Below are 26,890 nucleotides of genomic sequence, written 5' to 3' on the forward strand. Positions count from 1 at the left end.
GTGATAGCCGCAAGGCTAATAATTCTTGTATCAGGAGCATCTAGCCCATGAGTATGCAGGACCCGTTAGCGGACATGCTAACTCGCATCCGTAATGCCCAGATGGCTGAAAAGTCCGTCGTAAGCATGCCTTCCTCCACCCTGAAGGTCGCGGTTGCCAAAGTTCTGAAAGACGAAGGTTACATCGCCGGCTACCAGGTAACTGGTGAGGCCAAGCCTTCCCTGTCGATCGAACTGAAGTACTTCGAAGGCCGTCCGGTCATCGAGGAACTGAAGCGCTCCAGCCGTCCAGGCCTGCGCCAGTACAAGTCCGTCGCAGAACTGCCGAAAGTACGTGGCGGTCTGGGCGTGTCTATCGTCTCCACCAACAAAGGTGTGATGACTGATCGCGCTGCGCGCGCTGCCGGTGTCGGCGGCGAAGTTCTGTGCACAGTGTTCTAAGGGGAGATAGGCATGTCTCGCGTCGCTAAGAACCCCGTTAAGCTGCCAGCAGGCGTCGAAGTCAAATTCGCCGGCCAGCAGCTTTCGGTGAAGGGTGCCAAAGGCACTCTCGAACTGAACGTTCACTCGTCTGTTGAAGTTACCGAAGAGTCTGGCGAGCTGCGTTTCGTCGCTCGTAACGGTGACCAGCAAGCTCGCGCCATGGCCGGTACCACCCGCGCTCTGGTGAACAACATGGTCCAGGGCGTAAGCCAAGGCTTCGAGCGCAAGCTCCAGCTGGTCGGTGTTGGTTACAAGGCACAGGCCAAGGGCACCGTCCTGAACCTGGCCCTGGGCTTCTCGCACCCAGTGGACTACGAACTGCCAGCCGGTATCACCGCTGAAACCCCAAGCCAGACCGACATCCTGATCAAGGGTATCGACAAGCAGCTGGTGGGTCAGGTGGCCGCTGAAATCCGCGACTTCCGTCCGCCAGAGCCTTACAAAGGCAAGGGTGTGCGTTACGCGGACGAAGTAGTCCGTCGTAAAGAAGCCAAGAAGAAGTAGGGCCTAGCAAATGACCGACAAAAAAGTTACTCGACTGCGTCGCGCTCGCAAAGCACGTCTCAAGATGCACGAACTCGAAGTCGTGCGCCTGTGCGTGTTCCGCTCCTCGCAGCACATCTACGCCCAGGTCATTTCGGCCGACGGCAGCAAGGTTCTGGCAAGCGCCTCGACCTTGGACAAAGAACTGCGTGATGGCGCCACTGGCAACATCGACGCGGCCACTAAGGTTGGCAAGCTGGTAGCTGAGCGTGCGAAAGCCGCCGGTGTATCTCAAGTTGCCTTTGACCGTTCCGGCTTCAAGTACCATGGCCGCGTCAAAGCGCTGGCCGATGCTGCTCGTGAAGGCGGGCTGGAGTTCTAAGTTATGGCAAATAACGATCAAAAGCGCGACGAAGGCTACATCGAGAAGCTGGTTCAAGTTAACCGCGTTGCCAAAACCGTAAAAGGCGGCCGTATCTTCACCTTCACCGCGCTGACCGTGGTAGGTGATGGTAAGGGCCGTGTTGGCTTCGGCCGTGGCAAATCGCGCGAAGTACCTGCCGCGATCCAGAAAGCCATGGAAGCTGCTCGCCGCAACATGATCCAGGTTGACCTGAAGGGCACCACCCTGCAGTACGCCACCAAGGCTGCCCACGGCGCCTCGAAGGTTTACATGCAGCCTGCCTCGGAAGGTACCGGTATCATCGCCGGTGGCGCAATGCGTGCTGTCCTGGAAGTTGCTGGTGTTCAGAACGTTCTGGCCAAGTGCTACGGTTCGACCAACCCTGTGAACGTGGTTTACGCCACCTTCAAGGGTCTGAAAGCCATGCAATCTCCTGAATCCATTGCTGCCAAGCGCGGCAAGAGCGTCGAGGAGATCTTCTGATCATGGCAACCGTAAAAGTAACGCTGATCAAGAGCGTCTCGGGCCGTCTGCCTAACCACAAGCTGTGCGTTAAGGGCCTGGGTCTGCGTCGCATCGGTCACACTGTAGAAGTCCAGGATACTCCCGAAAACCGCGGGATGATCAACAAGGCTTACTACATGCTGAAGGTCGAGGGTTAATCGATGAAACTCAATGATCTGAGTCCAGCGCCGGGTTCCCGTCGCGAGAAGCATCGTCCAGGTCGTGGTATCGGTAGCGGTCTGGGCAAGACCGGCGGCCGTGGCCACAAAGGTCAGACTTCCCGTTCGGGTGGTTCGATCGCTCCTGGCTTCGAAGGCGGTCAACAGCCGCTGCACCGTCGTCTGCCGAAGTTCGGCTTCGTTTCCCTGAAAGCCATGGACCGCGCCGAAGTGCGTCTGTCCGAGCTGGCCAAGGTGGAAGGCGACGTGATCTCCGTGCAATCCCTGAAGGATGCCAACGTGATCGGCCAGAACGTACAGCGCGTGAAAATCATGCTGTCTGGCGAAGTCACTCGCGCAGTCACCATCAAGGGTATCGCAGCCACCAAGGGTGCGCGTGCGGCTATCGAAGCAGCTGGCGGCAAGTTCGAGGAATAAATGGCTAAGCAAGGTGCTCTCTCTTCGCTCGGTAAGGGCGGGATGTCGGAACTCTGGGCTCGTCTGCGCTTTCTGTTCATGGCGATCATCGTCTATCGGATAGGTGCGCATATCCCGGTTCCTGGCATCAATCCAGACCGTCTGGCGGATCTGTTTCGGCAGAATGAGGGGACCATTCTTAGCTTGTTCAACATGTTTTCCGGTGGCGCGCTTGAGCGCATGAGCATCTTTGCACTGGGGATCATGCCGTACATCTCGGCATCGATCATCATGCAGCTGATGACGGCGGTCAGTCCGCAACTGGAACAGTTGAAGAAGGAAGGTGAAGCTGGCCGTCGCAAGATCAGCCAGTACACCCGCTACGGCACCGTTATCCTGGCACTGGTTCAAGCCATTGGCATGTCCATTGGCCTGGCCAACCAGGGCGTTGCGTTTTCTGTAGGCCTGGGCTTCCATGTCGTTGCCGTCTCCACCTTCGTGGCAGGCGCGATGTTCATGATGTGGCTGGGCGAGCAGATCACCGAGCGCGGTGTGGGCAACGGTATCTCGATGTTGATCTTCGCGGGTATCGTTGCCGGTCTTCCGAGAGCAATCGGGCAGTCTTTCGAGTCTGCGCGCACAGGCGATATCAACATTTTCGCCCTGGTCGCTATCGGTTTGCTGGCAGTAGCGATTATCGGTTTTGTGGTGTTCATTGAGCGTGGTCAGCGTCGTATCGCCGTTCACTACGCCAAGCGTCAGCAGGGCCGCAAGGTCTTCGCTGCGCAGACCAGCCACTTGCCGCTGAAGGTGAACATGGCGGGGGTTATCCCGGCCATTTTCGCGAGCAGCATTCTGCTGTTCCCGGCTTCGCTGGGTGCCTGGTTCGGTCAGTCCGAAGGTATGGGCTGGCTGCAGGACATCTCGCAGTCGATCGCTCCTGGTCAGCCGTTGAACATTCTGCTGTTTAGTGCAGGGATCATTTTCTTCTGCTTCTTCTACACAGCGCTGATGTTCAACCCGAAAGACGTAGCGGAAAACCTGAAGAAGTCCGGTGCCTTTATTCCGGGTATCCGTCCTGGTGAGCAGTCGGCACGCTACATTGATGGCGTTCTGACCCGTCTGACCATGTTCGGTGCTCTTTACATGATGGCCGTCTGCCTTCTGCCCCAGTTCCTGGTGGTGGCAGCAAATGTGCCGTTCTACCTTGGCGGGACCTCGTTGCTGATTGTGGTAGTGGTTGTGATGGACTTCATGTCCCAAGTACAATCGCACCTCGTTTCGCACCAGTACGAATCCCTGATGAAGAAAGCCAACCTGAAAGGCTACGGTGGCAGCGGTCTGCTGCGCTGATACGCCCCTAAGGTTCGAGGAGTCGGTAATGAAAGTTCGTGCATCGGTGAAAAAGCTGTGCCGTAACTGCAAGATCATCCGTCGCGAAGGCGTCGTACGAGTGATCTGCAGCGCGGAACCGCGTCACAAACAGCGCCAAGGCTGAGTGTGATCTGCGCTTCAAACCCAGCAGCTAGTGTGCTGCTGGGTTGATTATTCGTTTCTACAGCGATATTATCTCGCGCCCTATTTCTTGGCTTCCGGGGCGTAGGTAGCTGTCAATTGGAGTCCCACTGAATGGCCCGTATTGCAGGCGTCAACATTCCAGATAACAAGCATGCTGTTATCTCGCTGACCTACATCTATGGTGTCGGTCGCACAACTGCACAGAAGATCTGTGCAGACGCTGGTGTAAACCCAGCCGCTAAGATCAAGGATCTGAGCGACGAGCAAATCGAAACCCTGCGTGGCGAAGTCGCGAAGTTCACCACCGAAGGTGACCTGCGTCGTGACATCAACATGAAGATCAAGCGCTTGATGGACCTGGGTTGCTACCGCGGCCTGCGTCATCGTAAAGGTCTGCCGGTTCGCGGTCAGCGCACCAAGACCAACGCACGCACCCGTAAGGGCCCGCGTAAGCCGATCCGCAAGTAATCGCCCAGGAATATAGACATGGCAAAACCTGCTGCTCGTCCTCGTAAGAAAGTCAAAAAGACAGTGGTTGATGGCATCGCCCACATCCATGCCTCTTTCAACAACACCATCGTGACCATCACCGACCGTCAGGGCAACGCGTTGTCCTGGGCGACCTCCGGTGGTTCGGGTTTCCGTGGTTCGCGCAAATCCACCCCGTTCGCAGCCCAGATCGCTGCTGAGCGTGCTGGTCAAGCTGCGCTGGAATACGGTCTGAAGAACCTCGACGTAAACGTCAAGGGTCCAGGTCCAGGTCGTGAGTCCGCCGTTCGTGCACTGAACAGCTGCGGCTACAAGATCGCCAGCATCACCGACGTGACGCCAATCCCGCACAACGGGTGCCGTCCGCCGAAGAAGCGTCGCGTGTAATCAGGAGACAGATAAATGGCACGTTACATTGGTCCAAAATGCAAACTGTCTCGTCGTGAAGGCACTGACCTGTTCCTGAAGAGCGGCGTTCGCGCTCTGGAATCGAAGTGCAACATCGAAGCAGCCCCAGGTATCCACGGCCAGCGCCGTGGCCGTCAGTCCGACTACGGTACCCAGCTGCGCGAGAAGCAAAAAGTTCGTCGTATCTACGGTGTTCTGGAGCGTCAGTTCCGCGGTTACTACCAGGCTGCAGCCTCGAAAAAAGGCGCAACCGGTGAGAACCTGCTGCAACTGCTCGAGTGCCGTCTGGATAACGTCGTCTACCGTATGGGCTTCGGCTCGACTCGTTCCGAGTCCCGTCAGCTGGTTTCGCACAAAGCGATCAGCGTCAACGGTAAGACTGTAAACATTCCATCCTACCAAGTTCGTCCGGGTGACGTGGTCGCGGTTCGCGAGAAGTCGCTGAACCAGCTGCGCATTGTTCAAGCCCTTGAACTGTGCGCCCAGCGTGGCCGCGTTGAGTGGGTTGACGTGGATGCTGCTAAAAAGTCGGGCGTTTTCAAGAACGTTCCTGCTCGCAGCGACCTGTCTGCCGACATCAACGAGAACCTGATTGTCGAGCTCTACTCCAAGTAAGGGCTAGAAAATAGGTGCATCCATGCAGATTTCGGTAAATGAGTTCCTGACTCCCCGCCACATTGATGTGCAGGTAGTCAGTCCGACCCGCGCCAAGATTACGCTCGAGCCTCTCGAGCGTGGTTTCGGCCATACCCTGGGCAACGCGCTGCGCCGCATCCTGTTGTCCTCCATGCCTGGCTGTGCAGTAGTCGAGGCCGAGATCGACGGCGTACTCCACGAGTACTCCGCGATCGAAGGTGTTCAGGAAGATGTCATTGAAATCCTGTTGAACCTGAAAGGCCTGGCTATCAAACTGCACGGTCGTGACGAAGTTACGCTGACCTTGTCGAAAAAGGGTTCGGGGGTGGTTACCGCTGCCGATATTCAGCTGGATCACGATGTCGAGATCGTCAACCCCGATCACGTAATCGCGAACCTGGCGTCGAACGGCGCCCTGAACATGAAGCTCACTGTAGCTCGTGGTCGTGGTTACGAGCCGGCCGACTCCCGTCAAACCGACGAAGACGAAAGCCGTAGCATTGGCCGTCTGCAGTTGGACGCTTCGTTCAGCCCGGTGCGTCGTATCGCCTATGTGGTCGAGAACGCCCGTGTTGAACAGCGTACCAACCTGGACAAGCTGGTCATTGATCTGGAAACCAACGGCACCCTGGATCCTGAAGAGGCTATCCGCCGCGCTGCGACCATCCTGCAACAGCAGCTGGCCGCGTTCGTCGACCTCAAAGGTGACAGCGAGCCTGTCGTAGTCGAGCAGGAAGACGAGATCGATCCGATCCTGCTGCGTCCTGTTGACGACCTGGAACTGACTGTACGTTCGGCCAACTGCCTCAAGGCGGAGAACATCTACTACATCGGCGACCTGATTCAGCGTACCGAAGTAGAGCTGTTGAAGACTCCTAACCTGGGCAAGAAGTCCCTGACTGAAATCAAGGACGTCCTGGCCTCTCGTGGTCTGTCTCTCGGCATGCGCCTCGACAACTGGCCGCCTGCAAGTCTTAAGAAAGACGACAAGGCGACCGCCTGATCGTCGTAATCACCGAACGTAGTGTTTGGTAAGGAATGAATCATGCGTCATCGTAAAAGTGGACGTCACCTGAGCCGTACCAGCTCTCACCGCAAGGCTATGTTCCAGAACATGGCAGTGTCGCTGATCGAGCACGAGCTGATCAAAACCACCCTGCCGAAAGCCAAGGAACTGCGCCGCGTTGCCGAGCCGCTGATCACCCTGGCCAAGGAAGACAGCGTAGCTAACCGCCGTCTGGCCTTCGATCGTACCCGTTCGAAGTCCGCTGTTGGCAAGCTGTTCAACGACCTGGGCAAGCGTTACGCCACCCGTCAGGGCGGCTACCTGCGCATCCTGAAGTGCGGTTTCCGCGCTGGCGACAACGCTCCTATGGCGTACGTCGAGCTGGTTGATCGTCCGGTCGGCGGTGCTGTAGAAGCTGCTGAGTAAGACGTTCTGTCTGCTACAAAGAACCGGGCCTAGTGCCCGGTTTTTTGTTTCAAGATGTATTGTTTATTTCTATTGATTCAAGTCATGTAATGCATTTGTTCTTGTAACCTTGCTCGTCAATACTCTCTCCAGAGCCGATTAGCCGGCGCTTGAAGACCGATAAGGAGAGCCCATGAGCAAGATTCTCACCACCGCCAGCGGTGCACCTGTAGCAGACAACCAGAATTCCCGTTCCGCCGGCCCGCGCGGCCCGCTGCTGCTCGACGACTTCCACCTGATCGAGAAGCTCGCCCACTTCAATCGCGAGAACATTCCTGAGCGCCGCGTACACGCAAAAGGCTCGGGCGCCTACGGCACCTTTACCGTCACCCGCGATATCACCGGTTACACCAGTGCCAAGTTGTTTGAACAGGTTGGCAAGCAGACCGAAACCTTCCTGCGCTTCTCCACCGTTGGTGGTGAGCGTGGCTCCGCTGATACCGAGCGCGATCCCCGTGGTTTTGCCGTCAAGTTCTACACCGAGGAAGGTAACTGGGACATCGTCGGCAACAACACGCCGGTGTTCTTCATCCGTGACCCACTGAAGTTCCCGGACTTTATCCACACCCAGAAGCGTCACCCACAATCCAACCTGAAGAACGCTCAGATGATGTGGGACTTCTGGTCACACTCTCCCGAGGCGCTGCATCAGGTCACCATTCTGTTCTCCGATCGCGGCATTCCGGACGGCTACCGCCACATGCACGGCTTCGGTAGCCATACCTACAGCCTGATCAATGCCAAGGGTGAACGCACCTGGGTCAAATGGCACTTCAAGACCCAGCAAGGCATCAAGAACCTCGCACCGGCAGATGCTGCGCGCCTGGCAGGTACTGACCCGGACTACGCCCAGCGCGACCTGTTCGAAGCCATCGAGCGGGGCGATTACCCACGCTGGACCGTATGCATCCAGGTGATGAGCGAGGCCGAGGCTGCCAGCCGCGACGAAAACCCCTTCGACGTGACCAAGACCTGGTCGCAGAAGGTCTACCCGCTGATTGAAGTGGGCGTGCTGGAGCTCAACCGTAACCCGCTCAACTACTTTGCCGAGGTCGAGCAGGCTGCGTTTGGCCCGAGCAACATGGTGCCGGGTGTTGGCCTGTCGCCGGACCGCATGCTGCAAGGGCGGGTATTCGCCTACGCCGACGCGCACCGCTACCGGGTGGGCACCAACCATCAGCAACTGCCGGTGAACGCACCACGCTGCCCGGTCAACAGCTACCAGCGTGATGGTTCCATGGCCACTGCTACTTACGGCAGCGCGCCGAACTATGAGCCCAACAGCTACAGCGATGCGCCGAAGCAGTCGCCAAGCCACGCCGAGCCTGCACTGGCCCTGAATGGTTCGGCAGACCGCTACGACCACCGCGAGGACACCGACTACTACAGCCACGCCGGCGCGCTGTTCCGCCTGATGAACGATGAGCAGAAAGCCCTGCTGATAAACAACATTGCCGGCACCATGGCAGGCGTCAGCGAAGACGTGATCCGGCGTCAGCTGCAATACTTCTTCAAGGCCGATCCGGCCTATGGCGAAGGGGTTGCCAAGGCCTTGGGCATCAATCTCGCCTAAGTCGAAGTGATAAGAAGAACCGCCCTCATTTGGGCGGTTTTTCAATGAATATCACTACTGTTTAACCGATTTTTTGCTTCTAATTGCGCGGTTTTTCAGTGACCGCAGGCAAAAGCTGGTTCACACTATATGGCATAGACGTTTTCACATGGAGAAGCAGGGCGATGCAAGGTCACCCGGACGTAATCAACTACCTCGTTACGCTGCTGAAGGGCGAACTGGCGGCTCGCGACCAGTACTTCATTCACTCGCGTATGTACGAAGACTGGGGCCTGTCCAAGCTCTACGAGCGCATCAACCACGAAATGGAAGAAGAGACGCAGCACGCCGATGCCCTGATGCGTCGCATCCTCATGCTCGAAGGCACCCCTGACATGCGCGCGGATGACCTGGAAGTGGGCAGCACCGTGCCGGAAATGATCGAGGCCGACCTCAAGCTCGAGTACAAGGTACGCGGCGCGCTGTGCAAAGGCATCGAACTGTGCGAACTGCACAAGGACTACATCAGCCGCGATATCCTGCGCGCACAGTTGGCTGATACCGAAGAAGATCACACCTACTGGCTGGAGAAGCAGCAGGGGCTGATCAAGGCCATTGGCCTGGAGAATTACCTGCAGTCGCAGATGTAAAAGCCTGGGGCTGCTTTGCAGCCCTATCGCGACACAAGGCCGCTCCTACATTTGATCGCGTCAATCCAGAGATTACGCGATCGCCTGTAGGAGCGGCCTTGTGTCGCGAAAGGGGCGCAAAGCGCCCCCCGAGGCCTTACGCCCGATCCCGCTCCAGCAACGGTTTCAGGTAGTGCCCGGTATACGACTGCTTCATCGTACTCAGTTCTTCCGGCGTACCGCAGGCGATGATCTGCCCGCCTTTCGAGCCACCCTCCGGCCCCAGATCCACCAGCCAATCCGCGGTCTTGATCACATCCAGGTTGTGCTCGATCACCACCACGGTATTGCCGTGGTCGCGCAGGCGATGCAGCACGTCCAGCAACTGCTGAATATCGGCAAAGTGCAGGCCCGTGGTCGGCTCGTCGAGGATGTACAGGGTCTTGCCGGTGTCACGCTTGGACAGTTCGCGCGACAGCTTCACTCGCTGTGCCTCACCGCCCGACAGCGTGGTCGCCGACTGGCCCAGCTTGATGTATGACAGCCCCACATCCATCAACGTCTGCAGCTTGCGCGCCAGCGCCGGCACTGCGTCGAAGAACTCGCGGGCATCCTCGATGGTCATTTCCAGCACCTCGTGGATGTTCTTGCCCTTGTACTTGATCTCCAGGGTTTCGCGGTTGTAGCGCTTGCTCTTGCACACGTCGCACGGCACATAGATGTCCGGCAGGAAGTGCATCTCCACCTTGATCAGGCCATCGCCCTGGCAGGCCTCGCAACGGCCTCCCTTGACGTTGAACGAGAAACGCCCCGGACCATAGCCGCGCGAACGCGATTCCGGCACACCGGAGAACAGCTCGCGGATCGGCGTGAAGATGCCGGTGTAGGTCGCCGGGTTCGAGCGAGGGGTGCGGCCGATCGGGCTCTGGTCGATGTCCACTACCTTGTCCAGGTGCTGCAGGCCATCCATGCTGGCATGCGGCGCCGCTTCCAGGCTGCTTGAGCCATTCAGGGCGGTCGCGGCCAGTGGGAACAGGGTGTTGTTGATCAATGTCGACTTGCCCGAACCGGACACCCCCGTCACGCAGGTCAGCAGGCCGATCGGGATTTCAAGGTCGACGTTTTGCAGGTTGTTGCCACGCGCGCCCTTGAGCTTGAGTTGCAGCTTCTTGTTGCGCGGCGTGCGCTTGGCCGGCACTACGATCTTCTTTCGCCCTGACAGGTACTTGCCGGTCAGCGAGTCGGGGTGCTCCATGACCTCCTGCGGCGACCCCTCGGCGACGATCTGACCGCCGTGCACGCCGGCCCCAGGGCCGATGTCCACCACGTAGTCGGCCAGGCGAATGGCGTCCTCGTCGTGTTCCACCACGATCACCGTGTTGCCCAGGTCGCGCAGGTGATTGAGGGTGGCCAGCAGGCGGTCGTTGTCACGCTGATGAAGGCCGATGGACGGCTCATCGAGGATGTACATCACTCCCACCAGGCCAGCACCGATCTGGCTGGCCAGGCGGATACGCTGCGCTTCGCCACCGGACAGGGTATCAGCGCTGCGGTCCAGGGTGAGATAGTCGAGACCGACGTTCACCAGGAACTGCAGGCGCTCGCAGATTTCCTTGAGGATCTTCGCCGCAATCTCGCCACGGCGTCCGGTCAGAGTCAGCTCGCCGAAGTAGTTGCTGGCTTCACCGATCGGCAGGTTGGTCACTGCCGGTAGCGTTTTTTCGCCCACCCACACATGCCTTGCCTCACGGCGCAGGCGGGTGCCGCGGCAATCGGGGCACGGCTGGGTGCCGAGGAACTTGGCCAGTTCTTCGCGCACGGTGGCCGACTCGGTCTCGCGGTAGCGACGCTCCAGGTTCGGCACGATGCCTTCGAACGGGTGCGAGCGCTTGACGATGTCGCCACGGTCGTTGAGGTACTTGAAGTCGACGCTCTGCTTGCCGCTGCCCTGCAGGATCACCTTCTGGTGCTCGGCCGAAAGCTGGCCGAATGGTTCCTCCAGGCTGAAGCCGTAATGCGCGGCCAGCGAGCCGAGCATCTGGAAGTAGTACACGTTGCGCCGGTCCCAGCCGCGGATCGCGCCTTCGGCCAAGGTGAGCTCGGCATTGACCAGGCGCTTGGTGTCGAAGAACTGCTTCACCCCCAGGCCATCGCAGGTCGGGCAGGCGCCGGCGGGGTTGTTGAAGGAGAACAGCTTCGGCTCCAGCTCGCTGATGGCATGACCACAGACCGGGCAGGCGAAACGCGCGGAGAAGATCGTCTCTTCGCCGGGCTCGTCATCCATCGGCGCGACCAGGGCTATGCCGTCGGCCAGCTTGAGCGCGGTCTCGAACGACTCGGCCAGGCGCTGTTGCAGGTCGGCGCGGACCTTGAAACGGTCCACCACCACATCGATGCTGTGTTTTTTCTGCTTGTCCAGCTTGGGCAGTTCGTCGAGCTCGTAGAGCTTGCCGTTGACCCGGGCGCGCACAAAGCCCTGGGCCCGCAGCTCGTCGAACACCGCCAGGTGCTCGCCCTTGCGCTCGCGCACCACCGGCGCCAGCAGCATCAGCTTGCTGCCTTCCGGTCGCTCCAGCACCAGGTCGACCATCTGGCTGATCGTTTGCGCTTCCAGCGGGATATCGTGATCCGGGCAGCGTGGGGTACCCACGCGAGCGTACAGCAGGCGCAGATAGTCGTAGATTTCGGTGATGGTGCCGACCGTGGAGCGGGGGTTGTGCGAGGTCGACTTCTGCTCGATGGAAATGGCCGGCGACAGGCCTTCGATGGTGTCGACGTCGGGCTTTTCCATCATCGACAGGAACTGCCGGGCGTAGGCCGACAGCGATTCCACATAGCGGCGCTGGCCTTCGGCGTACAGAGTGTCGAACGCCAGGGACGACTTGCCGGAACCGGATAGGCCGGTGATCACGATCAGCTTGTCCCGGGGCAGGGTCAGGTCGATGTTCTTCAGGTTGTGGGTACGTGCCCCACGAATCAGGATCTTGTCCACTGCGGCCTCGCTCGGCGGGCATAAACAAGGAAGTATACGGCGCCCTGCCATTACGCGGCAAAGCGTCGCGTAGATGCCGTCAAGCTGTCGGACTGATAGAATCGCCGCCGGTTCACACGAGGTTAATCCATGCACGACACCCACAACGAGCGTATGAGTGGCGGCGAAACCCGCGCCGCTGGCGGCCTGGCCCTGGTCTTTGCCTTTCGTATGCTGGGCATGTTCATGGTCTTGCCGGTGCTGGCCACCTACGGCATGGACCTGGCCGGTGCCACGCCTGCGCTGATCGGCCTGGCCATTGGTGCCTATGGCCTGACCCAGGCCGTATTGCAGATCCCGTTCGGGATGATTTCCGATCGCATCGGCCGCCGGCCTGTGATTTACCTGGGGCTGGTCATCTTTGCCCTGGGCAGTGTATTGGCGGCCCAGGCCGACTCCATCTGGGGTGTGATTGCCGGGCGTATCCTGCAGGGTGCCGGGGCGATTTCCGCTGCGGTCATGGCGCTGCTGTCCGACCTCACCCGCGAGCAGCACCGGACCAAGGCCATGGCCATGATCGGCATGAGCATCGGCCTTTCGTTTGCCGTCGCCATGGTCGTCGGCCCATTGCTGACTCGTGCCTTTGGCTTGTCAGGATTGTTCCTCGCCACGGCAGGACTTGCCCTGGTCGGCATCCTGCTGATCGCCTTTGTGGTGCCCAATACCCACAGCATCCTGCAGCACCGTGAGTCGGGTGTGGCGCGCCAGGCCATCGGCCCGACCCTGCGCCATCCGGACCTTCTGCGCCTGGATGTGGGCATCTTCATCCTCCACGCCATCCTCATGGCCAGCTTCGTCGCATTGCCACTGGCCTTTGTCGAGCGCGGCGGTCTTCCGAAGGAACAGCACTGGTGGGTGTACCTGACCGCGTTGTTCATCTCATTTTTTGCAATGGTCCCGTTCATCATCTATGGCGAAAAAAAGCGCAAGATGAAACGCGTGCTGGCCGGGGCGGTCAGTGTGTTGCTGCTGGTGGAGGTGTTCTTCTGGCAGTGGGCTGACGGTTTGCGCGGACTGGTGATCGGCACCGTGGTATTCTTTACTGCATTCAACCTGCTGGAGGCATCGCTGCCTTCGCTGGTGAGCAAGGTGTCGCCTGCAGGTGGCAAGGGGACGGCAATGGGGGTCTACTCCACCAGCCAGTTCCTCGGCGCTGCCCTGGGAGGAATCCTCGGTGGCTGGTTGTTCCAGCACGGCGGGCTGAACATGGTGTTCCTCGGTTGTGCGGTACTGTGTGCCATCTGGTTGGTCGTCGCCTTGCGCATGAACGAGCCGCCCTATGTGACCAGCCTGCGCATGCCGCTGACGCCAGAGGCAGTCCGGGAAGCCGGCCTGACCGAGCGCCTGATGGCTGTGCCAGGTGTGACCGACGCCGTCGTGGTGGCGGAAGAAGCCGCCATCTATATCAAACTGGATACGAAAATTTTGGACCGTACGACCCTCGAGCGCCTGGTAAACCCGGCCTCTTCGGCGTGCGAAGCCTAGGAGAACGTTATGGCCCGTGGGGTTAACAAAGTCATTCTGGTCGGCACCTGTGGCCAGGATCCCGAAGTCCGCTACCTGCCCAACGGTAACGCCGTGACCAACCTGAGCCTGGCTACCAGCGAGCAGTGGACCGACAAGCAGTCGGGCCAGAAGGTCGAGCGTACCGAGTGGCACCGTGTGTCGCTGTTCGGCAAGGTTGCCGAAATCGCCGGCGAATATCTGCGCAAAGGTTCGCAGTGCTACATCGAAGGCAAGCTGCAGACCCGCGAGTGGGAAAAAGACGGCATCAAGCGCTACACCACCGAGATCATCGTCGACATCAACGGCACCATGCAGCTGCTCGGCGGCCGCCCGCAGAGCCAGCAGCAGGGCGGTGACCCGTACAACCAGGGTGGTGGCAACTACGGTGGCGGCCAGCCGCAGCAGTACAACCAGGCCCCACGCCAGCAGGCCCCGCGCCCGCAACAGGCTCCTCAGCGCCCGGCCCCGCAGCAGCCAGCCCCGCAGCCGGCGGCTGACTTCGACAGCTTCGATGACGATATTCCGTTCTGATCAGAACGGTTAGGCGTCTGGCAAGACCAGAAACCCAGGGCAGTTGCCCTGGGTTTTTTTATGGGCGGTGGCGCGTACCTTTTTGTGGGCGGGCTTGCCCGAGAATGAATTGGTACCGACTGCCACTCCAATAGCGAGCCTGATCAATAGAACAACCGTGGCTCTGGCGAGTCCAGCAGGCTGACCAGCTTGGTCAGGGCAAAGCCCAACTCCTGACGGCTGGGGGCCATCAAGGCGATGCGCACGCCGCAGCTGGCGTGGCTGCGCTCTGGCAGGAACTGGCTGCCACTGACTACAGTGACGCCGTTGTTACGCGCCAGGTTGGCGAATTCGTCGCTGGTCCACGGCTCGGGCAACTCCAGCCAGATGTGGAAGCTGTTGGGCTGGCTGCGGATCTTGTACTTGCCAAGGATCTCCTGGGCCATTTGCTGGCGCGCGGCAGCCTCTTCCTGTTGTTCTCGCACCAACTGGTCGGCCATGCCGCTGTTGATCAGGTTGCTGGCCAGTTGTGCCATCAACGGCGATGGCATCCAGACGCTGCTGCGTACCATCGACGATAGCCGCGAGAGGGTTTGCGGTGGGGCGTACAGGTAACCGATACGCAGCGCCGGCAGCACACTTTTGGACAGGCTGGTGAGATACACCGAACGTTCTGGCGCATACGCTGCCAGTGGCTGGTAATCCGGAGCGGGTTCAAGGAAGCCGTAGATATCGTCATCGACGATGAACAGGTCGAACTCGCGGGCGATCTCTGCGATGGCCTGGCGCCGTGCGTGGGGCATGATCGAGTTGGTGGGGTTCTGGTGGGTGGTGACACACACCAACAGGGAAGGGCGATGCTCCAGGCAGGCCGCGCGCAATGCCTCGGGAATAAGGCCATGCTCGTCCATGGCCACGCCACGCAGGCGGCGGCCCATGCTGTGGGCCAGGGAGATGATGCCGGGATAGCAGAACGATTCACACAGCACCACATCGTCGCTGTTCGACAGGCTGCTGATGGCCACCAATAGTCCATGCTGTGCGCCAGAGGTCAGTACAACCTGTTGCCAGCGCGCATCAGGCAGCCAGCGCTGAATCCAGGCTGCACCTGCTTGTTTGTGGGAGGTGTGACCACCTTCTGTCACATAGTCGAGTACCTGTCCCAGGTCCGCAGAGGTGGCCAGCTCGCTGATGGCCGCACCCAGCCACTCACTCATGTGGGCGTCGTTGGGTTTGATGATCGAGAGATCGATCTGGCTGCTTTCGCCAGTAGCTGGTGTGTGCACCGACGGGGCGGATAACCGCTGTCGCAACTGCCTGACAAATGTGCCACGGCCTACCTCTCCAACCACCAGGCCGCGCTTGGCGGCTTCGTCGTAGGCTCTTCCAACTGTGCCGGGGGTTACATTCAGTGCCTCGGCAAGGTCTTTGAGGGTGGGCAAACGATCGCCTGCTGCAAGCCGACCACTTTCGATGTCCTGTTCAAGGGCATTAGCGATCATCAGGTAAACCGGCTGGGTTTGATCGCCGTATTGAGGGACCCACATGGAAATGGCACCAGATTCTGCAATTGCGCGCAGCCTAACATGAAAGCCAAGATGCGGGTAATGATGGCAATCTTCGCTATTGAGTCGATTTAATTCGATATTGCATCGATTCAATTGTTGTAATTACAATCATCGCGCTGATTGGGACATGCACATTTGCGTTGTGCTTGGCAGGACACTCCACTGGATGGACTTCGCTATGGAAATTCTGGGCGCTTTCTGGGCGGAACACTGGTTGCTGGCGGTGCTCATGCTTGGGGCTATCGCTTTCGTTGCCGGCTTCGTAGACAGCATTGCCGGTGGCGGCGGGTTGTTCCTGGTGCCGGGCTTTCTGCTGGTCGGCATGCCACCGCAGGTTGCCCTCGGCCAGGAAAAACTGGTCAGTACCGTTGGCACACTGGCAGCCATTCGCAACTTCCTGGCCAACAGCAAGATGGTCTGGCAGGTGGCGCTGGTCGGCGTGCCATTCTCGTTGCTCGGTGCCTACCTGGGAGCGCACCTGATCGTCTCGATCTCCCAGGAAGCCGTGGGCAAGATCATCCTGGCGCTGATCCCCTTCGGCATCCTCATCTTCCTCACCCCCAAGGACCGCCCGGTCGAGGAGCGTGAACTGTCATCGCGCATGCTCTTCACCGTGGTACCGCTGACCTGTCTGGCCATCGGCTTCTACGACGGCTTCTTCGGCCCGGGTACCGGCAGCATGTTCATCATCGCGTTCCACTACCTGCTGCGCATGGACCTGGTCTCCAGCTCGGCCAATTCAAAAACCTTCAACTTCGCATCCAACATCGGCGCTTTGGTGGCCTTCGTCATTGCCGGCAAGGTCGTCTACCTGTTGGCGGTGCCGCTGGTGGCCTGCAACATCCTCGGTAACCACCTTGGCAGTGCACTGGCCCTGCGCAAGGGCAACGAAGTGGTGCGCAAGGCGCTGGTGTTCTCGATGCTCTGCCTGTTCACCAGCCTGGGCGTTAAGTACCTGGCCTGACCCTTCCATAGGAGACAACTGATGAAAACTGCATTCGTAACCGGCGCCTCCTCGGGCTTTGGCCGCGCCATCTGCCGTACCTTGATCGGCAAAGGCTACCGCGTGATCGGTGGCGCCCGGCGCATGGACAAGCTGCAAGCGCTGGCCGCCGAGCTAGGCGTCAATTTCATTCCGCTGGCGCTGGATGTCACCGACCCGGTGTCGCTCGAGAAGGCGGTCGAGCAGATTAGTGATGCGTCACTGCAGGTCGACCTGCTGGTCAATAATGCCGGGCTGGCGCTGGGCGTGGACCGTGCCCAGGCCAGTAGTGCGGAAAACTGGCAGCGGATGATCGACACCAACATCACTGGCCTGGCCATGGTCACCCACAAGATCCTGCCGCAGATGGTGGAAGCTGACAGCGGCATGATCATCAATATCGGCTCGATCGCCGGCACCTATCCCTACCCGGGCGGTAACGTGTATGGCGCCAGCAAGGCCTTCGTTCGCCAGTTCAGCCTCAACCTGCGCGCCGACCTGGCGGGCACCCGCGTTCGAGTGAGCAACATCGAGCCTGGGCTGTGCTCGGGGACCGATTTCTCGGTGGTGCGCCTGAACGGTGATCTGGATGCCGTGCAGGCGCTGTATCGGGACGTGGAGGCCATCCTGCCCGAGGACATCGCGGCCACGGTGGCCTGGATTGCCGAGCAGCCGGCGCATGTGAACATCAATACCATCGAGATCATGCCGGTGGCCCAGAGCAGTGCGGCGCTGAACGTGGTGCGCAACCTGCCGCTTTGCTGATCGGCCGGTGGTGGATGGCCGGGCGTTGCCGGTGTTCGCGGGCACGCCCGCTGCAACAGGAATAGCGCTTTGCTTCGGGCATGTGCAGTAACTGTGGGAGCGGGTTCACCCGCGAATCAGGCAACACAGCGCCTTCAGCTGACCCATGTCATCGCACCTTCTCGATTCTTGGCTAGTCTTAACTGTTGGCGGCCATCAATTGGCCGCCACCGTGACTACCAAGAGGCGCCGGCCATGTTCCGTGCGTCCACCACCTGATCAGGAGTGCACGATGGACCTGAACCGTCGGCAGTTCTTCAAGGTCGCCGCCGTCGGCCTTGGAGGCTCGAGCCTTGCGGCGTTGGGCATGGCCCCGACACCCGCATTCGCCGAGCAGGTGCGTCACTTCAAGCTGGCGCATACCAAGGAAACCCGTAACACCTGCCCTTACTGCTCGGTCGGCTGCGGCCTGATCATGTACAGCCAGGGCGATGCGGGCAAGAACGTCAAACAGAACATCATCCATATCGAAGGTGACGCCGACCACCCAGTCAACCGCGGCACCCTCTGCCCGAAAGGCGCTGGCCTGCTGGACTTCATCCACAGCCCGAGCCGCCTGCAGTACCCCGAGGTACGCAAGCCGGGCAGCAAGGAGTGGGTGCGGGTCAGCTGGGACGAGGCGCTCGATCGCGTTGCCGACCTGATGAAGCAGGACCGCGACGCCAACTTCATCGAAAAGAACGCCCAGGGGCAAACGGTCAATCGCTGGCTCACCACCGGCTTTCTTGCTGCTTCCGCCGCCTCCAGCGAGGCCGGCTACCTGACCCACAAGGTCATCCGCGCAACAGGCATGCTGGGGTTCGATAACCAGGCTCGTGTCTGACATGGCCCGACGGTGGCAAGTCTTGCCCCGACGTACGGCCGTGGCGCCATGACCAACCACTGGTCCGATATCGCCAATGCGAATCTGGTCCTGGTGATGGGTGGCAACGCAGCAGAAGCGCATCCGTGCGGCTTCAAGTGGGTGACCGAGGCCAAGGCGCACAACAAGGCGCGGCTGATCGTGGTCGACCCGCGGTTTACCCGTACCGCTTCGGTGGCCGACTACTACGCACCGATTCGTACCGGTACCGACATCGCCTTCATGGGCGGGTTGATCAATTACTTGCTGAGCAATGACAAGATCCAGCACGAGTACGTGCGCAACTACACCGATGTGTCGTTCATCGTCAAAGAGAACTATGGCTTCGAGGATGGCCTGTTCAGCGGGTACGACGAGGCCAAGCGCGTGTATTCCGACAAGTCCGGCTGGGGTTACGAGCTGGGTGAAGACGGCTTTGCCAAGGTCGACCCGACGCTGCAGCACCCGCGCTGCGTGTTCCAGCTGATGAAGCAGCACTACAGCCGCTATACACCGGAACTGGCAAGCATGACCTGTGGCATGCCGCAGGACGCCATGTTGAAGATCTGGGAAGAGATCGCCACCTGCTCGGTACCGGGCAAGACCATGACGATCCTCTATGCGCTTGGCTGGACGCAGCACTCGATCGGCGCACAGATCATCCGCAGTGCGGCCATGGTGCAGTTGCTGCTGGGCAACGTCGGCATGCCGGGTGGCGGGGTCAATGCCTTACGCGGGCACTCCAACATCCAGGGCCTGACCGACCTCGGCCTGCTGTCCAACTCGTTGCCGGGTTACTTGACCCTTGCCGGCGATGCCGAGCAGGACTATGCCGCCTATATCGACAAGCGCGCCTCCAAGCCACTGCGTCCTGGCCAACTGTCGTACTGGCAGAACTACGGCAAGTTCCATGTCAGCCTGATGAAGGCGTGGTACGGCGCCAATGCCACGGCGGAGAACAACTGGGGCTACGACTGGCTGCCCAAGCTCGATGTGCCGGCCTACGACGTGCTGCGCATGTTCGAGATGATGGGCCAGGGCAAGGTAAACGGCTACATGTGCCAAGGTTTCAACCCGATTGCCGCGCTGCCGGACAAGAACCGTGTCACTGCCGCCCTGAGCAAACTCAAGTGGCTGGTGATCATGGACCCGCTGGCCACCGAGACCTCGGAGTTCTGGCGCAACGCCGGGCCGTTCAACGATGTCGATACGGCCAACATCCAGACCGAAGTGATCCGCCTGCCCACTACCTGCTTTGCCGAGGAAGACGGCTCGCTGGTCAACAGCAGCCGCTGGCTGCAGTGGCACTGGAAGGGCGCCGACGGCCCGGGCGAGACCCGCACCGACGTTCACATCATGAGCGAGCTGTTCCTGCGCCTGCGCCGACGCTACCAGGCCGAAGGCGGCGCCTATCCTGACGCGCTGATGAACATCAACTGGCCATACAAGGTCCCTGAAGAGCCATCCCCGGAGGAGCTGGCCAAGGAAATGAACGGCTGGGCGGTGACGGACGTCACCGATCCGACTGGCGCAGTGCTCAAGGCCGGCCAGCAACTGGCGGGCTTTGGCCAGCTCAAGGACGACGGCAGCACTGCGTCCGGTTGCTGGATCTTCTCCGGCAGCTGGACCGAGCAGGGTAACCAGATGGCTCGCCGTGACAACAGCGACCCGTACGGCATGCACCAAGTGCAGAACTGGGCCTGGGCCTGGCCGGCCAACCGCCGCATCCTCTACAACCGTGCCTCCAGCGACCCGCAAGGCAAGCCGTGGGACCCGGAGAAGAAGCGCCTGGTGTGGTGGAACGGCAAGGCCTGGACCGGGACCGATGTGCCCGACTTCAAGGTCGACTCGCCGCCCGAGGCGGGGATGAACCCGTTCATCATGAACCCCGAAGGCGTGGCGCGGTTCTTCGCCATCGACAAGATGGCCGAAGGCCCGTTCCCCGAGCACTACGAGCCGTTCGAGACGCCGATTGGCATCAACCCGCTGCACCCGCAGAACAAGAAGGCCACCAGTAACCCGGCCGGGCGGGTATTCGACTCGGTGTGGGACACCCTCGGCAAGCACGACGAGTTCCCGTACGCGGCGACCACGTACAGGCTGACCGAGCACTTCCACTTCTGGAGCAAGCATTGCCGGCTCAACGCCATTGCCCAGCCCGAGCAGTTCGTCGAAATCGGCGAGGTGCTGGCCAACGAGAAAGGTATCAAGGCCGGCGACCGGGTGCGGGTATCGAGCAAGCGCGGACACATCGATGCGGTGGCGGTAGTGACCAAGCGGATTCGCCCGCTCCAGGTCAATAACCAGACCGTGCACCAGATCGGCATCCCGCTGCACTGGGGCTTCACCGGGGCTACGCGGCATGGCTACCTGACCAACACCCTGGTGCCTTTCCTGGGTGACGGCAATACCCAGACGCCAGAGTCCAAGTCGTTCCTCGTCAAAGTGGAGAAACTCTGATGGCCAGCCAAGACATCATCGCCCGCTCGGCCACCACCACCGTACCGCCTTCGGTACGCCAGCAGCAGGAAGTCGCCAAGCTGATCGACACCACCAAATGCATCGGCTGCAAGGCTTGCCAGGTGGCGTGTTCGGAGTGGAACGAACTGCGTGACGAGGTCGGCCACAACCACGGCACCTACGACAACCCCCAGGACCTCACTGCCGAGACCTGGACCCTGATGCGCTTTACCGAGCACGAGCGCGACGACGGCAACCTGGAGTGGCTGATTCGCAAGGATGGCTGCATGCACTGCGCCGAGCCAGGTTGCCTGAAGGCGTGCCCGAGCCCGGGAGCGATCATCAAGCACGCCAACGGCATCGTCGACTTCAACCAGGACCACTGCATCGGTTGTGGGTACTGCATCACCGGTTGCCCGTTCAATATCCCGCGTATTTCGCAGAAGGACCACAAGGCGTACAAGTGCACCCTGTGTTCCGACCGCGTGACCGTGGGCCTGGAGCCGGCCTGCGTGAAAACCTGCCCGACCGGGGCGATCGTGTTCGGCACGAAGGATGAGATGAAGGTGCATGCCGCCGAGCGCGTCGTCGACCTCAAGTCGCGGGGCTACGACAAGGCCGGGCTGTACGACCCGGACGGCGTCGGTGGCACCCACGTGATGTATGTGCTGCACCATGCCGACACACCGAAGCTGTACGCCGGCCTGCCGGACCAGCCGGTGATCAGCCCGCTGGTGGGGCTGTGGAAGGGCTTTACCAAGCCGCTGGCGCTGCTGGCCATGGGGGCTGCGGTGCTGGCCGGGTTCTTCCACTATGTGCGGGTAGGGCCACAGCGGGTGGAGGAGGACGAACACCCGGCACCTGCGGATGAAAGCGTGCACCAGGTGGACCCGTCGGTCCATGTCTATGATCCGACCAAGCCCGGTGGGCAAGGGGAGCAGCGACCATGAACGACAACAAACCCATCCTGCGCTACAACGCCAACGAGCGCAGCAATCACTGGGTCGTCGCGATCCTGTTCATCCTGGCTGGCCTGTCGGGGCTGGCGCTGTTCCATCCGGCGCTGTTCTGGCTCAGCAACCTGTTCGGCGGTGGGCCCTGGACACGCATCCTGCACCCCTTCCTCGGGGTGGCGATGTTCGTGTTCTTCCTCGGCCTGGTGCTGCGTTTCTGGCGCGCCAATTTCATCACTGCCAATGACCGACTGTGGCTGCGCCGGGTGGACCGGGTGATGCTCAACAAGGAGGAGGGTGTGCCACCGATCGGCAAGTACAACGCCGGGCAGAAGCTGTTGTTCTGGACCCTGCTGGTGTGCATGCTGGTTCTGCTGGTCAGCGGCGTGGTGATCTGGCGCGCATACTTCAGCCATTTGTTCGGCATCGAGGTCATTCGCCTGTCTACGCTGCTCCACGCCCTGGCGGCGTTCGTGCTGATCCTCAGCATCATCGTGCACATCTACGCCGGTATCTGGATCAAGGGCTCGATCGGCGCCATGCTGCATGGCTGGGTCAGCCGCGCCTGGGCGCGCAAGCACCATGAGTTGTGGTACCGCGAAGTGACTGGTGACAAGACGCCGGGCAATCACGGACGAAAAGAAGGATGAGCGCTTGAGCACGATACTCGAACCCGGGCAGATCGAAGCGTCGGCAGTGATGCCGCCGTTTCTGCACCTGCCCCCCGCCAACCTGTTCGAACTGCGCGCCGCGCGTCTGGAGCAGCTGGCTGAGGGCAATGCCCTTGGCGAATACCTGAAGCTGGTGGCTCGTTTGTGCCGTATCCAGCAGCAGCTTGTGGATAACCCGCCCGCTGGCATGCCGGTGGCAGAGGAGCGTCAGCGCCTGTGCATAAGTCATGGTTTGCCGCCACTGGCGGCGGACAGCCTGGTGCGTGAAGGGCCATGGCTGGTCTGGTTGCTGGCCTTGCTCGAGCATCTCGACGCGGACACCAGCGGTCCGTTGGGGGAGGCGCTGCAAACCCTGCGCAGCAGTGACGACCATCAACGCAAGGGTTGGGGCATCGCCTTGCTCGCCGGCCAGTACGACGCAGTGCCCGCAGCACTGGTGCCGTTCATTGGGGCGGCCTTGCAGGCGGCCTGGTCCAGCTGGTTGCTGGCGCTGCCCGCGCCAGAGCTCAAGCCCGCCGACAGCCTGGCCCAGTGCCCGGCCTGCGGTTCGCCGGCGATGGCCGGGGTGGTGCGCAACCGCGGCAAGCACAATGGCCTGCGCTACCTGGCTTGTTCGCTGTGTGCCTGCGAATGGCACGTGGTGCGGGTCAAATGCGTGTACTGCGAGTCGAGCAAGGACCTGCGCTATACCAGCCTTGACGATGACCGCCATGCGCCGGGCAAGGCGCCGCTACGGGCGGAGTGCTGCCCGGAGTGCGAGAGCTACCTGAAGCAGAACTACCTGGAAAACGACGCGGCGGCCGAGCCGCTGGCCGATGACCTGGCCAGCCTGGCACTGGACATTCGCCTGGACGAGGAGGGCTTCCATCGGTTGGCACCGAACCTGATGCTCGCACCCGGGTAATGGAGAGTGTCTACACTGTAAGACCGAGTCGCCTTCTTCGCGGGTAAACCCGCTCCCACAGGGCCCGCGCAGCTTTTGAGGCTTGCGCGGCCCTTGTAGGAGCGGGTTTACCCGCGAGAGGCCAGTACAGACAACGGATCAGTCCAAGGTAGTACCGCATGCCCTCCAGCCTAGCCAGCGACACCCCACGCCTGCCCTCCATCGACACCCTTTTGCGCCACCCAGCCTGCCTCCCGCTGATCGACCGCCACGGTCGCGACGCGGTCCTCGCCACCCTGCGGCAACTGCTCGACGACCTGCGCGACCCCGCCCGCACCGGCCAGCTCAGCACCGCCGAACTGGCCGCTGAAGTCCTGCTGGGCCGCACTGGCGAACGCTTGGCCACCCAGCAACGCAGCCAGGTCCGCCGAGTGTTCAACCTCACCGGCACCGTGTTGCACACCAACCTCGGCCGCGCCCTGTTGCCAGAGGAGGCCATCGAGGCCATGCAGACCGCCGCCCGCTACCCGCTCAACCTGGAATTCGACCTGGCCACCGGCAAGCGCGGCGACCGTGACGATCTGATCGAGGGCCTGATCCGCGAGCTGACAGGCGCCGAAGCCGTCACCGTGGTCAACAACAACGCCGCCGCCGTGCTGCTGGCGCTCAACAGCCTGGGTGCGCGCAAGGAGGGGATCATCTCACGCGGTGAACTGATCGAGATCGGCGGTGCCTTCCGCATCCCCGACATCATGGCCCGCGCCGGCGTGAAGCTGCACGAAGTCGGCACCACCAACCGCACCCATGCCCGTGACTACGAGGCCGCCATCAGCCCGCGTACGGGCCTGCTGATGCGGGTGCATTGCAGCAACTACAGCATTCAGGGCTTCACTACCCAGGTGCCCACCGCCGAGCTGGCGCGTATCGCCCACCAACATGACTTGCCGTTGCTTGAAGACCTTGGCAGCGGCAGCCTGCTTGACCTTACCCGCTGGGGCCTGCCCGCCGAGCCTACTGTGCGTCAGGCCCTGGCTGACGGCGCCGATATCGTCACCTTCAGCGGCGACAAACTGCTGGGCGGGCCGCAAGCCGGAATCATCGTCGGGCGCAAGGAGCTGATCGCCAGAATCAAGAAGAACCCGCTCAAGCGCGCGCTGCGGGTCGACAAGATCACCCTTGCCGCACTCGAAGCGGTGCTGGCGTTGTACCGCAACCCCGACCGCCTGGCCGAGCGCCTGCCCAGCCTGCGCCTGCTGACCCGCAGTCAGGCCGAAATCCAGGCCCAGGCCGAGCGCCTGGCCCCTGAAATCAAAGCCCGGCTCGGCGAGCAATGGGCGGTCAGTGTGGAGCCGGCGTTGGGCATGATTGGCAGTGGCAGCCAACCGGTGGCCCGCCTGCCAAGCGCGGCATTGTGCCTGCGCCCGCAGGTGTCGAAGAAGTTGCGCGGGCGCAGCCTGCATGTACTGGAGCGCGCCTTGCGCGGTCTGCCCGTGCCAGTGCTCGGCCGAATCGACGATGACGCCCTGTGGCTGGACCTGCGCCAACTGGATGACGAGGCCCAGTGGCTGGCTCAGTTGCCCACCCTGCAATTGGGGCCGGTACAGTGATCGTTGGTACCGCCGGCCACATCGACCACGGCAAGACCGCACTGCTCCAGGCCCTGACCGGCCAGGCCGGTGACCAGCGCCAGGAGGAGCGCGCCCGTGGCATGACCATCGACCTTGGCTATCGCTATGCGGCGTTGACCGAGGGCGCAGTGCTGACCGGCTTCATCGACGTGCCCGGTCACGAGCGCTTTATCCACAACATGCTGGCCGGCGCCCATGGTATCGATCTGGTGCTGCTGGTAGTCGCGGCCGACGACGGGGTGATGCCTCAAACCCGCGAGCACCTGGCGATCATCGAGTTGCTGGGCATCCCACAAGCCCTGGTGGCGATCAGCAAATGCGACCGTGTAGAGCCGGCCCGCCTGGCCGAAGTGCAGGCACAGGTCAGCGAACTTCTCGCGCCGGGCCCATATGCCGGTGCGCGGCAGTTTCCGTTGTCAAGTGTGACCGGCGAAGGTATCGATGCCTTGCGCCAGGCCTTGCTGGCCGCGCAACAGCGCGTGTGCCAGCGCAGCGTGCGCGGCGGTTTCCGCCTGGCCGTCGACCGCGCCTTTGCCGTTACCGGTGCGGGTGTGGTGGTCACGGGCACGGCGCTGGCCGGGCGGGTCAGTGCCGGTGACACCTTGTTACTGGGCAAGGCCGGCAAACCGGTGCGGGTGCGTGGCCTGCATGCGCAGAACCAGGCCGCACTGGTGGCCGAAGCGGGCCAGCGGGTGGCACTGAACATTGCTGCCGAACGCCTGGCGGTGGAGCAGGTGCGCCGGGGGGACTGGCTGGTGCCCGAGTGGCTGCATGCGCCTAGCGTGCGGGTGGATATCGAGCTGAACCTGTTGCCGGGCGAGACCCGTACCTTCGAGCATTTCAGCGCTGTGCACGTGCACCTGGGCACCCAGGATGTAACGGCCCGGGTAGCCTTGCTCGAGGGTGAAACCTTGGTGGCAGGCCAGCGCATGTTCGCCCAGTTGCTGCTCAACGCGCCGCTGCAGGCGGTACACGGCGACCGCTTGGTGCTGCGCGATCAGCGTGCCCAGCGCACACTGGGGGGCGGCAAGGTACTCGATCCGTTCGCGCCAAGCCGTCAGCGTCGCAGTGATGAGCGCCTGCGCCAATTGCAGGTGCTGCGTGATGCCGAGGACCTGGAGCAGGCCTTGCCGGCACTGCTTGCCAGCGCACCCGGGGGGATCGACCCGCAACGTCTGGAACGGCAGTTCAATCGCCTGCGCGAAACCTGGCAGTTGCCGGAAGATGTGCTGGTGGTGGCCACGCGGCAGGGCCAACTGCTGTTTGCCAGTGTCCGGTGGCAGGCGCTCAAGCGCCAGGTGCTGGAGCAGTTGGTGCGGTTCCATGAACAGGAGCCCGACCAGCTCGGCCCGGACCGCGACCGCCTGCGCCGCTTTGCTGCCTTGCCGCTGGAGCGGCCCGCTTTTGTCAGCCTGCTGGATGAGTTGCTCGAAGACGGCGCCATTGCCAGCAGCGGGCCTTGGCTGCACCTGCCCGATCACAAGGTGCAGTTGAGCGAAGCCGACAGTGCATTATGGGCGAGTCTGCAACCGAAGTTGCTGGCGGGGCAATACGATCCGCCCTGGGTCCGGACGCTGGCGAGCGAGGAAAATTGTGCCGAAGCCGATGTGCGCCTGTTGCTGCGCAAGCTGGCCCGGTTGGGCCTGGTGCACCAGGTGGTGCGCGACCTGTTCTACCCCGAGGCGACGCTACAGCGCATGGCAGAGCTGCTGCTGGGGCAGGCCAGTGAAACGCCGATAGTGCAGGTTGCCGCGTTTCGCGATATGTTGGGCATCGGTCGCAAGCGCAGTGTGCAGATTCTGGAGTACTTCGACCGCATCGGCCTGACCCGGAGGGTGGCCGATCAGCGTCACATTCGCGCCGACAGCGCCCTGGCCCAGCAGCAGGCCAGGCACTGAGTTCA

General features: G+C 61.4%; 27 protein-coding genes. 25 read left to right on the forward strand and 2 right to left on the reverse strand.

The genetic code is table 11. The annotated features are described in order from the left end of the window. Positions 1-47: 47 nt before the first annotated feature. The 15 genes from rpsH (at position 48) to bfr (ending at position 9,171) form a co-directional block, all read left to right on the forward strand. Positions 48-440, forward strand: a complete 393-nt coding sequence (gene rpsH / locus ACK56M_RS02730) for a 30S ribosomal protein S8 (RefSeq protein ID WP_009681971.1) — start codon at positions 48-50, stop codon at positions 438-440. A gap of 12 nt (positions 441-452) precedes the next feature. Beyond that, positions 453-986 (forward strand): 50S ribosomal protein L6, encoded by a 534-nt coding sequence (gene rplF, locus ACK56M_RS02735; protein WP_009681972.1) that lies wholly within the window; start codon positions 453-455, stop codon positions 984-986. Positions 987-996: 10 nt separating this feature from the next. Further along, on the forward strand, positions 997-1,347 hold the full coding sequence (rplR, locus tag ACK56M_RS02740; RefSeq protein WP_009397496.1) for a 50S ribosomal protein L18: 351 nt from the start codon (positions 997-999) through the stop codon (positions 1,345-1,347). Positions 1,348-1,350: 3 nt separating this feature from the next. Then, positions 1,351-1,851: a 30S ribosomal protein S5 gene (gene rpsE / locus ACK56M_RS02745; protein ID WP_003255465.1), complete on the forward strand. Its 501-nt coding sequence runs from the start codon at positions 1,351-1,353 to the stop codon at positions 1,849-1,851. 2 nt (positions 1,852-1,853) lie between these two features. Next, complete coding sequence (gene rpmD / locus ACK56M_RS02750; protein WP_003255463.1) at positions 1,854-2,030, forward strand: 50S ribosomal protein L30; 177 nt, start codon at positions 1,854-1,856, stop codon at positions 2,028-2,030. Positions 2,031-2,033: 3 nt separating this feature from the next. Further along, the gene (gene rplO, locus ACK56M_RS02755; protein ID WP_003257107.1) at positions 2,034-2,468 is read left to right on the forward strand and encodes a 50S ribosomal protein L15; all 435 of its coding nucleotides are present in this window, start codon (positions 2,034-2,036) and stop codon (positions 2,466-2,468) included. Further along, on the forward strand, positions 2,469-3,800 hold the full coding sequence (secY, locus tag ACK56M_RS02760) for a preprotein translocase subunit SecY (RefSeq protein WP_003257108.1): 1,332 nt from the start codon (positions 2,469-2,471) through the stop codon (positions 3,798-3,800). It begins immediately after the preceding gene. 28 nt (positions 3,801-3,828) lie between these two features. After that, entirely contained in the window at positions 3,829-3,945 is a 117-nt protein-coding gene (gene rpmJ, locus ACK56M_RS02765) for a 50S ribosomal protein L36 (RefSeq protein WP_002555468.1), read from the forward strand. Between the two features lie 131 nt (positions 3,946-4,076). Further along, the gene (gene rpsM / locus ACK56M_RS02770) at positions 4,077-4,433 is read left to right on the forward strand and encodes a 30S ribosomal protein S13 (RefSeq protein ID WP_003257112.1); all 357 of its coding nucleotides are present in this window, start codon (positions 4,077-4,079) and stop codon (positions 4,431-4,433) included. A gap of 18 nt (positions 4,434-4,451) precedes the next feature. After that, the gene (gene rpsK / locus ACK56M_RS02775; protein ID WP_003255454.1) at positions 4,452-4,841 is read left to right on the forward strand and encodes a 30S ribosomal protein S11; all 390 of its coding nucleotides are present in this window, start codon (positions 4,452-4,454) and stop codon (positions 4,839-4,841) included. A 15-nt stretch (positions 4,842-4,856) separates the two neighbouring features. Next, a complete protein-coding gene (gene rpsD, locus ACK56M_RS02780) occupies positions 4,857-5,477 on the forward strand; it encodes a 30S ribosomal protein S4 (RefSeq protein WP_003257114.1) in 621 nt (206 codons plus the stop codon). A gap of 22 nt (positions 5,478-5,499) precedes the next feature. Beyond that, positions 5,500-6,501 carry a DNA-directed RNA polymerase subunit alpha gene (locus ACK56M_RS02785; protein ID WP_003255452.1) on the forward strand — a complete coding sequence of 334 codons (1,002 nt, stop codon included), beginning with the start codon at positions 5,500-5,502 and terminating at the stop codon, positions 6,499-6,501. 42 nt (positions 6,502-6,543) lie between these two features. Next, positions 6,544-6,930, forward strand: coding sequence for a 50S ribosomal protein L17 (gene rplQ, locus ACK56M_RS02790; RefSeq protein ID WP_003255451.1), 387 nt, complete (start codon positions 6,544-6,546; stop codon positions 6,928-6,930). Between the two features lie 172 nt (positions 6,931-7,102). After that, on the forward strand, positions 7,103-8,542 hold the full coding sequence (locus ACK56M_RS02795; protein WP_100413301.1) for a catalase: 1,440 nt from the start codon (positions 7,103-7,105) through the stop codon (positions 8,540-8,542). 164 nt (positions 8,543-8,706) lie between these two features. Further along, positions 8,707-9,171, forward strand: coding sequence for a bacterioferritin (gene bfr / locus ACK56M_RS02800; RefSeq protein ID WP_003257116.1), 465 nt, complete (start codon positions 8,707-8,709; stop codon positions 9,169-9,171). Positions 9,172-9,307: 136 nt separating this feature from the next. Here the strand turns inward: bfr and uvrA are convergent, their stop codons facing one another. Beyond that, positions 9,308-12,142 carry an excinuclease ABC subunit UvrA gene (gene uvrA / locus ACK56M_RS02805; RefSeq protein WP_013970642.1) on the reverse strand — a complete coding sequence of 945 codons (2,835 nt, stop codon included), beginning with the start codon at positions 12,140-12,142 and terminating at the stop codon, positions 9,308-9,310. A 129-nt stretch (positions 12,143-12,271) separates the two neighbouring features. Between uvrA and ACK56M_RS02810 the strand changes: the two genes are divergently transcribed. Beyond that, a complete protein-coding gene (locus tag ACK56M_RS02810; RefSeq protein ID WP_015268752.1) occupies positions 12,272-13,666 on the forward strand; it encodes an MFS transporter in 1,395 nt (464 codons plus the stop codon). Positions 13,667-13,675: 9 nt separating this feature from the next. Continuing rightward, positions 13,676-14,218 carry a single-stranded DNA-binding protein gene (locus tag ACK56M_RS02815; protein WP_085721415.1) on the forward strand — a complete coding sequence of 181 codons (543 nt, stop codon included), beginning with the start codon at positions 13,676-13,678 and terminating at the stop codon, positions 14,216-14,218. 143 nt (positions 14,219-14,361) lie between these two features. Here the strand turns inward: ACK56M_RS02815 and ACK56M_RS02820 are convergent, their stop codons facing one another. Continuing rightward, on the reverse strand, positions 14,362-15,744 hold the full coding sequence (locus ACK56M_RS02820) for a PLP-dependent aminotransferase family protein (RefSeq protein ID WP_061303915.1): 1,383 nt from the start codon (positions 15,742-15,744) through the stop codon (positions 14,362-14,364). 199 nt (positions 15,745-15,943) lie between these two features. Between ACK56M_RS02820 and ACK56M_RS02825 the strand changes: the two genes are divergently transcribed. The 8 genes from ACK56M_RS02825 (at position 15,944) to selB (ending at position 26,885) form a co-directional block, all read left to right on the forward strand. Beyond that, positions 15,944-16,729 carry a sulfite exporter TauE/SafE family protein gene (locus ACK56M_RS02825; RefSeq protein WP_043935263.1) on the forward strand — a complete coding sequence of 262 codons (786 nt, stop codon included), beginning with the start codon at positions 15,944-15,946 and terminating at the stop codon, positions 16,727-16,729. Between the two features lie 21 nt (positions 16,730-16,750). Continuing rightward, entirely contained in the window at positions 16,751-17,512 is a 762-nt protein-coding gene (locus ACK56M_RS02830; RefSeq protein WP_015268755.1) for an SDR family NAD(P)-dependent oxidoreductase, read from the forward strand. Positions 17,513-17,783: 271 nt separating this feature from the next. Continuing rightward, complete coding sequence (gene fdnG, locus ACK56M_RS02835) at positions 17,784-20,852, forward strand: formate dehydrogenase-N subunit alpha (protein ID WP_137108957.1); 3,069 nt, start codon at positions 17,784-17,786, stop codon at positions 20,850-20,852. Next, on the forward strand, positions 20,852-21,802 hold the full coding sequence (gene fdxH / locus ACK56M_RS02840; protein ID WP_054572947.1) for a formate dehydrogenase subunit beta: 951 nt from the start codon (positions 20,852-20,854) through the stop codon (positions 21,800-21,802). The genes fdnG and fdxH overlap by 1 nt, the downstream gene beginning before the upstream one ends. Continuing rightward, complete coding sequence (locus ACK56M_RS02845; RefSeq protein ID WP_100413299.1) at positions 21,799-22,455, forward strand: formate dehydrogenase subunit gamma; 657 nt, start codon at positions 21,799-21,801, stop codon at positions 22,453-22,455. The genes fdxH and ACK56M_RS02845 overlap by 4 nt, the downstream gene beginning before the upstream one ends. Positions 22,456-22,459: 4 nt before the next feature. Then, on the forward strand, positions 22,460-23,380 hold the full coding sequence (gene fdhE, locus ACK56M_RS02850; protein ID WP_015268758.1) for a formate dehydrogenase accessory protein FdhE: 921 nt from the start codon (positions 22,460-22,462) through the stop codon (positions 23,378-23,380). Positions 23,381-23,538: 158 nt separating this feature from the next. Further along, entirely contained in the window at positions 23,539-24,966 is a 1,428-nt protein-coding gene (gene selA, locus ACK56M_RS02855) for an L-seryl-tRNA(Sec) selenium transferase (RefSeq protein ID WP_015268759.1), read from the forward strand. Further along, positions 24,963-26,885, forward strand: coding sequence for a selenocysteine-specific translation elongation factor (gene selB, locus ACK56M_RS02860; protein ID WP_015268760.1), 1,923 nt, complete (start codon positions 24,963-24,965; stop codon positions 26,883-26,885). The genes selA and selB overlap by 4 nt, the downstream gene beginning before the upstream one ends. Positions 26,886-26,890: the final 5 nt, after the last annotated feature.

Origin of the sequence: Pseudomonas sp. s4 (genome assembly GCF_046764235.1) — a bacterium.
GTDB classification, from domain to species: domain Bacteria; phylum Pseudomonadota; class Gammaproteobacteria; order Pseudomonadales; family Pseudomonadaceae; genus Aquipseudomonas; species Aquipseudomonas asiatica.

What these genes read in the sequence shown, in the direction of transcription:
- rpsM (WP_003257112.1), top strand. Translation starts at nt 4,077, where the DNA reads ATGGCCCGTATTGCAGGCGTCAACATTCCAGATAACAAGCATGCTGTT.
- ACK56M_RS02810 (WP_015268752.1), top strand. Translation starts at nt 12,272, where the DNA reads ATGCACGACACCCACAACGAGCGTATGAGTGGCGGCGAAACCCGCGCC.
- rplO (WP_003257107.1), top strand. Translation starts at nt 2,034, where the DNA reads ATGAAACTCAATGATCTGAGTCCAGCGCCGGGTTCCCGTCGCGAGAAG.
- fdxH (WP_054572947.1), top strand. Translation starts at nt 20,852, where the DNA reads ATGGCCAGCCAAGACATCATCGCCCGCTCGGCCACCACCACCGTACCG.
- ACK56M_RS02825 (WP_043935263.1), top strand. Translation starts at nt 15,944, where the DNA reads ATGGAAATTCTGGGCGCTTTCTGGGCGGAACACTGGTTGCTGGCGGTG.
- ACK56M_RS02795 (WP_100413301.1), top strand. Translation starts at nt 7,103, where the DNA reads ATGAGCAAGATTCTCACCACCGCCAGCGGTGCACCTGTAGCAGACAAC.
- secY (WP_003257108.1), top strand. Translation starts at nt 2,469, where the DNA reads ATGGCTAAGCAAGGTGCTCTCTCTTCGCTCGGTAAGGGCGGGATGTCG.
- ACK56M_RS02820 (WP_061303915.1), bottom strand. Translation starts at nt 15,744, where the DNA reads ATGTGGGTCCCTCAATACGGCGATCAAACCCAGCCGGTTTACCTGATG.
- selA (WP_015268759.1), top strand. Translation starts at nt 23,539, where the DNA reads ATGCCCTCCAGCCTAGCCAGCGACACCCCACGCCTGCCCTCCATCGAC.
- ACK56M_RS02785 (WP_003255452.1), top strand. Translation starts at nt 5,500, where the DNA reads ATGCAGATTTCGGTAAATGAGTTCCTGACTCCCCGCCACATTGATGTG.
- rplQ (WP_003255451.1), top strand. Translation starts at nt 6,544, where the DNA reads ATGCGTCATCGTAAAAGTGGACGTCACCTGAGCCGTACCAGCTCTCAC.
- ACK56M_RS02845 (WP_100413299.1), top strand. Translation starts at nt 21,799, where the DNA reads ATGAACGACAACAAACCCATCCTGCGCTACAACGCCAACGAGCGCAGC.
- rpsK (WP_003255454.1), top strand. Translation starts at nt 4,452, where the DNA reads ATGGCAAAACCTGCTGCTCGTCCTCGTAAGAAAGTCAAAAAGACAGTG.
- rpsH (WP_009681971.1), top strand. Translation starts at nt 48, where the DNA reads ATGAGTATGCAGGACCCGTTAGCGGACATGCTAACTCGCATCCGTAAT.
- rplF (WP_009681972.1), top strand. Translation starts at nt 453, where the DNA reads ATGTCTCGCGTCGCTAAGAACCCCGTTAAGCTGCCAGCAGGCGTCGAA.
- ACK56M_RS02830 (WP_015268755.1), top strand. Translation starts at nt 16,751, where the DNA reads ATGAAAACTGCATTCGTAACCGGCGCCTCCTCGGGCTTTGGCCGCGCC.
- rpmJ (WP_002555468.1), top strand. Translation starts at nt 3,829, where the DNA reads ATGAAAGTTCGTGCATCGGTGAAAAAGCTGTGCCGTAACTGCAAGATC.
- ACK56M_RS02815 (WP_085721415.1), top strand. Translation starts at nt 13,676, where the DNA reads ATGGCCCGTGGGGTTAACAAAGTCATTCTGGTCGGCACCTGTGGCCAG.
- rpsE (WP_003255465.1), top strand. Translation starts at nt 1,351, where the DNA reads ATGGCAAATAACGATCAAAAGCGCGACGAAGGCTACATCGAGAAGCTG.
- rpsD (WP_003257114.1), top strand. Translation starts at nt 4,857, where the DNA reads ATGGCACGTTACATTGGTCCAAAATGCAAACTGTCTCGTCGTGAAGGC.
- rplR (WP_009397496.1), top strand. Translation starts at nt 997, where the DNA reads ATGACCGACAAAAAAGTTACTCGACTGCGTCGCGCTCGCAAAGCACGT.
- rpmD (WP_003255463.1), top strand. Translation starts at nt 1,854, where the DNA reads ATGGCAACCGTAAAAGTAACGCTGATCAAGAGCGTCTCGGGCCGTCTG.
- bfr (WP_003257116.1), top strand. Translation starts at nt 8,707, where the DNA reads ATGCAAGGTCACCCGGACGTAATCAACTACCTCGTTACGCTGCTGAAG.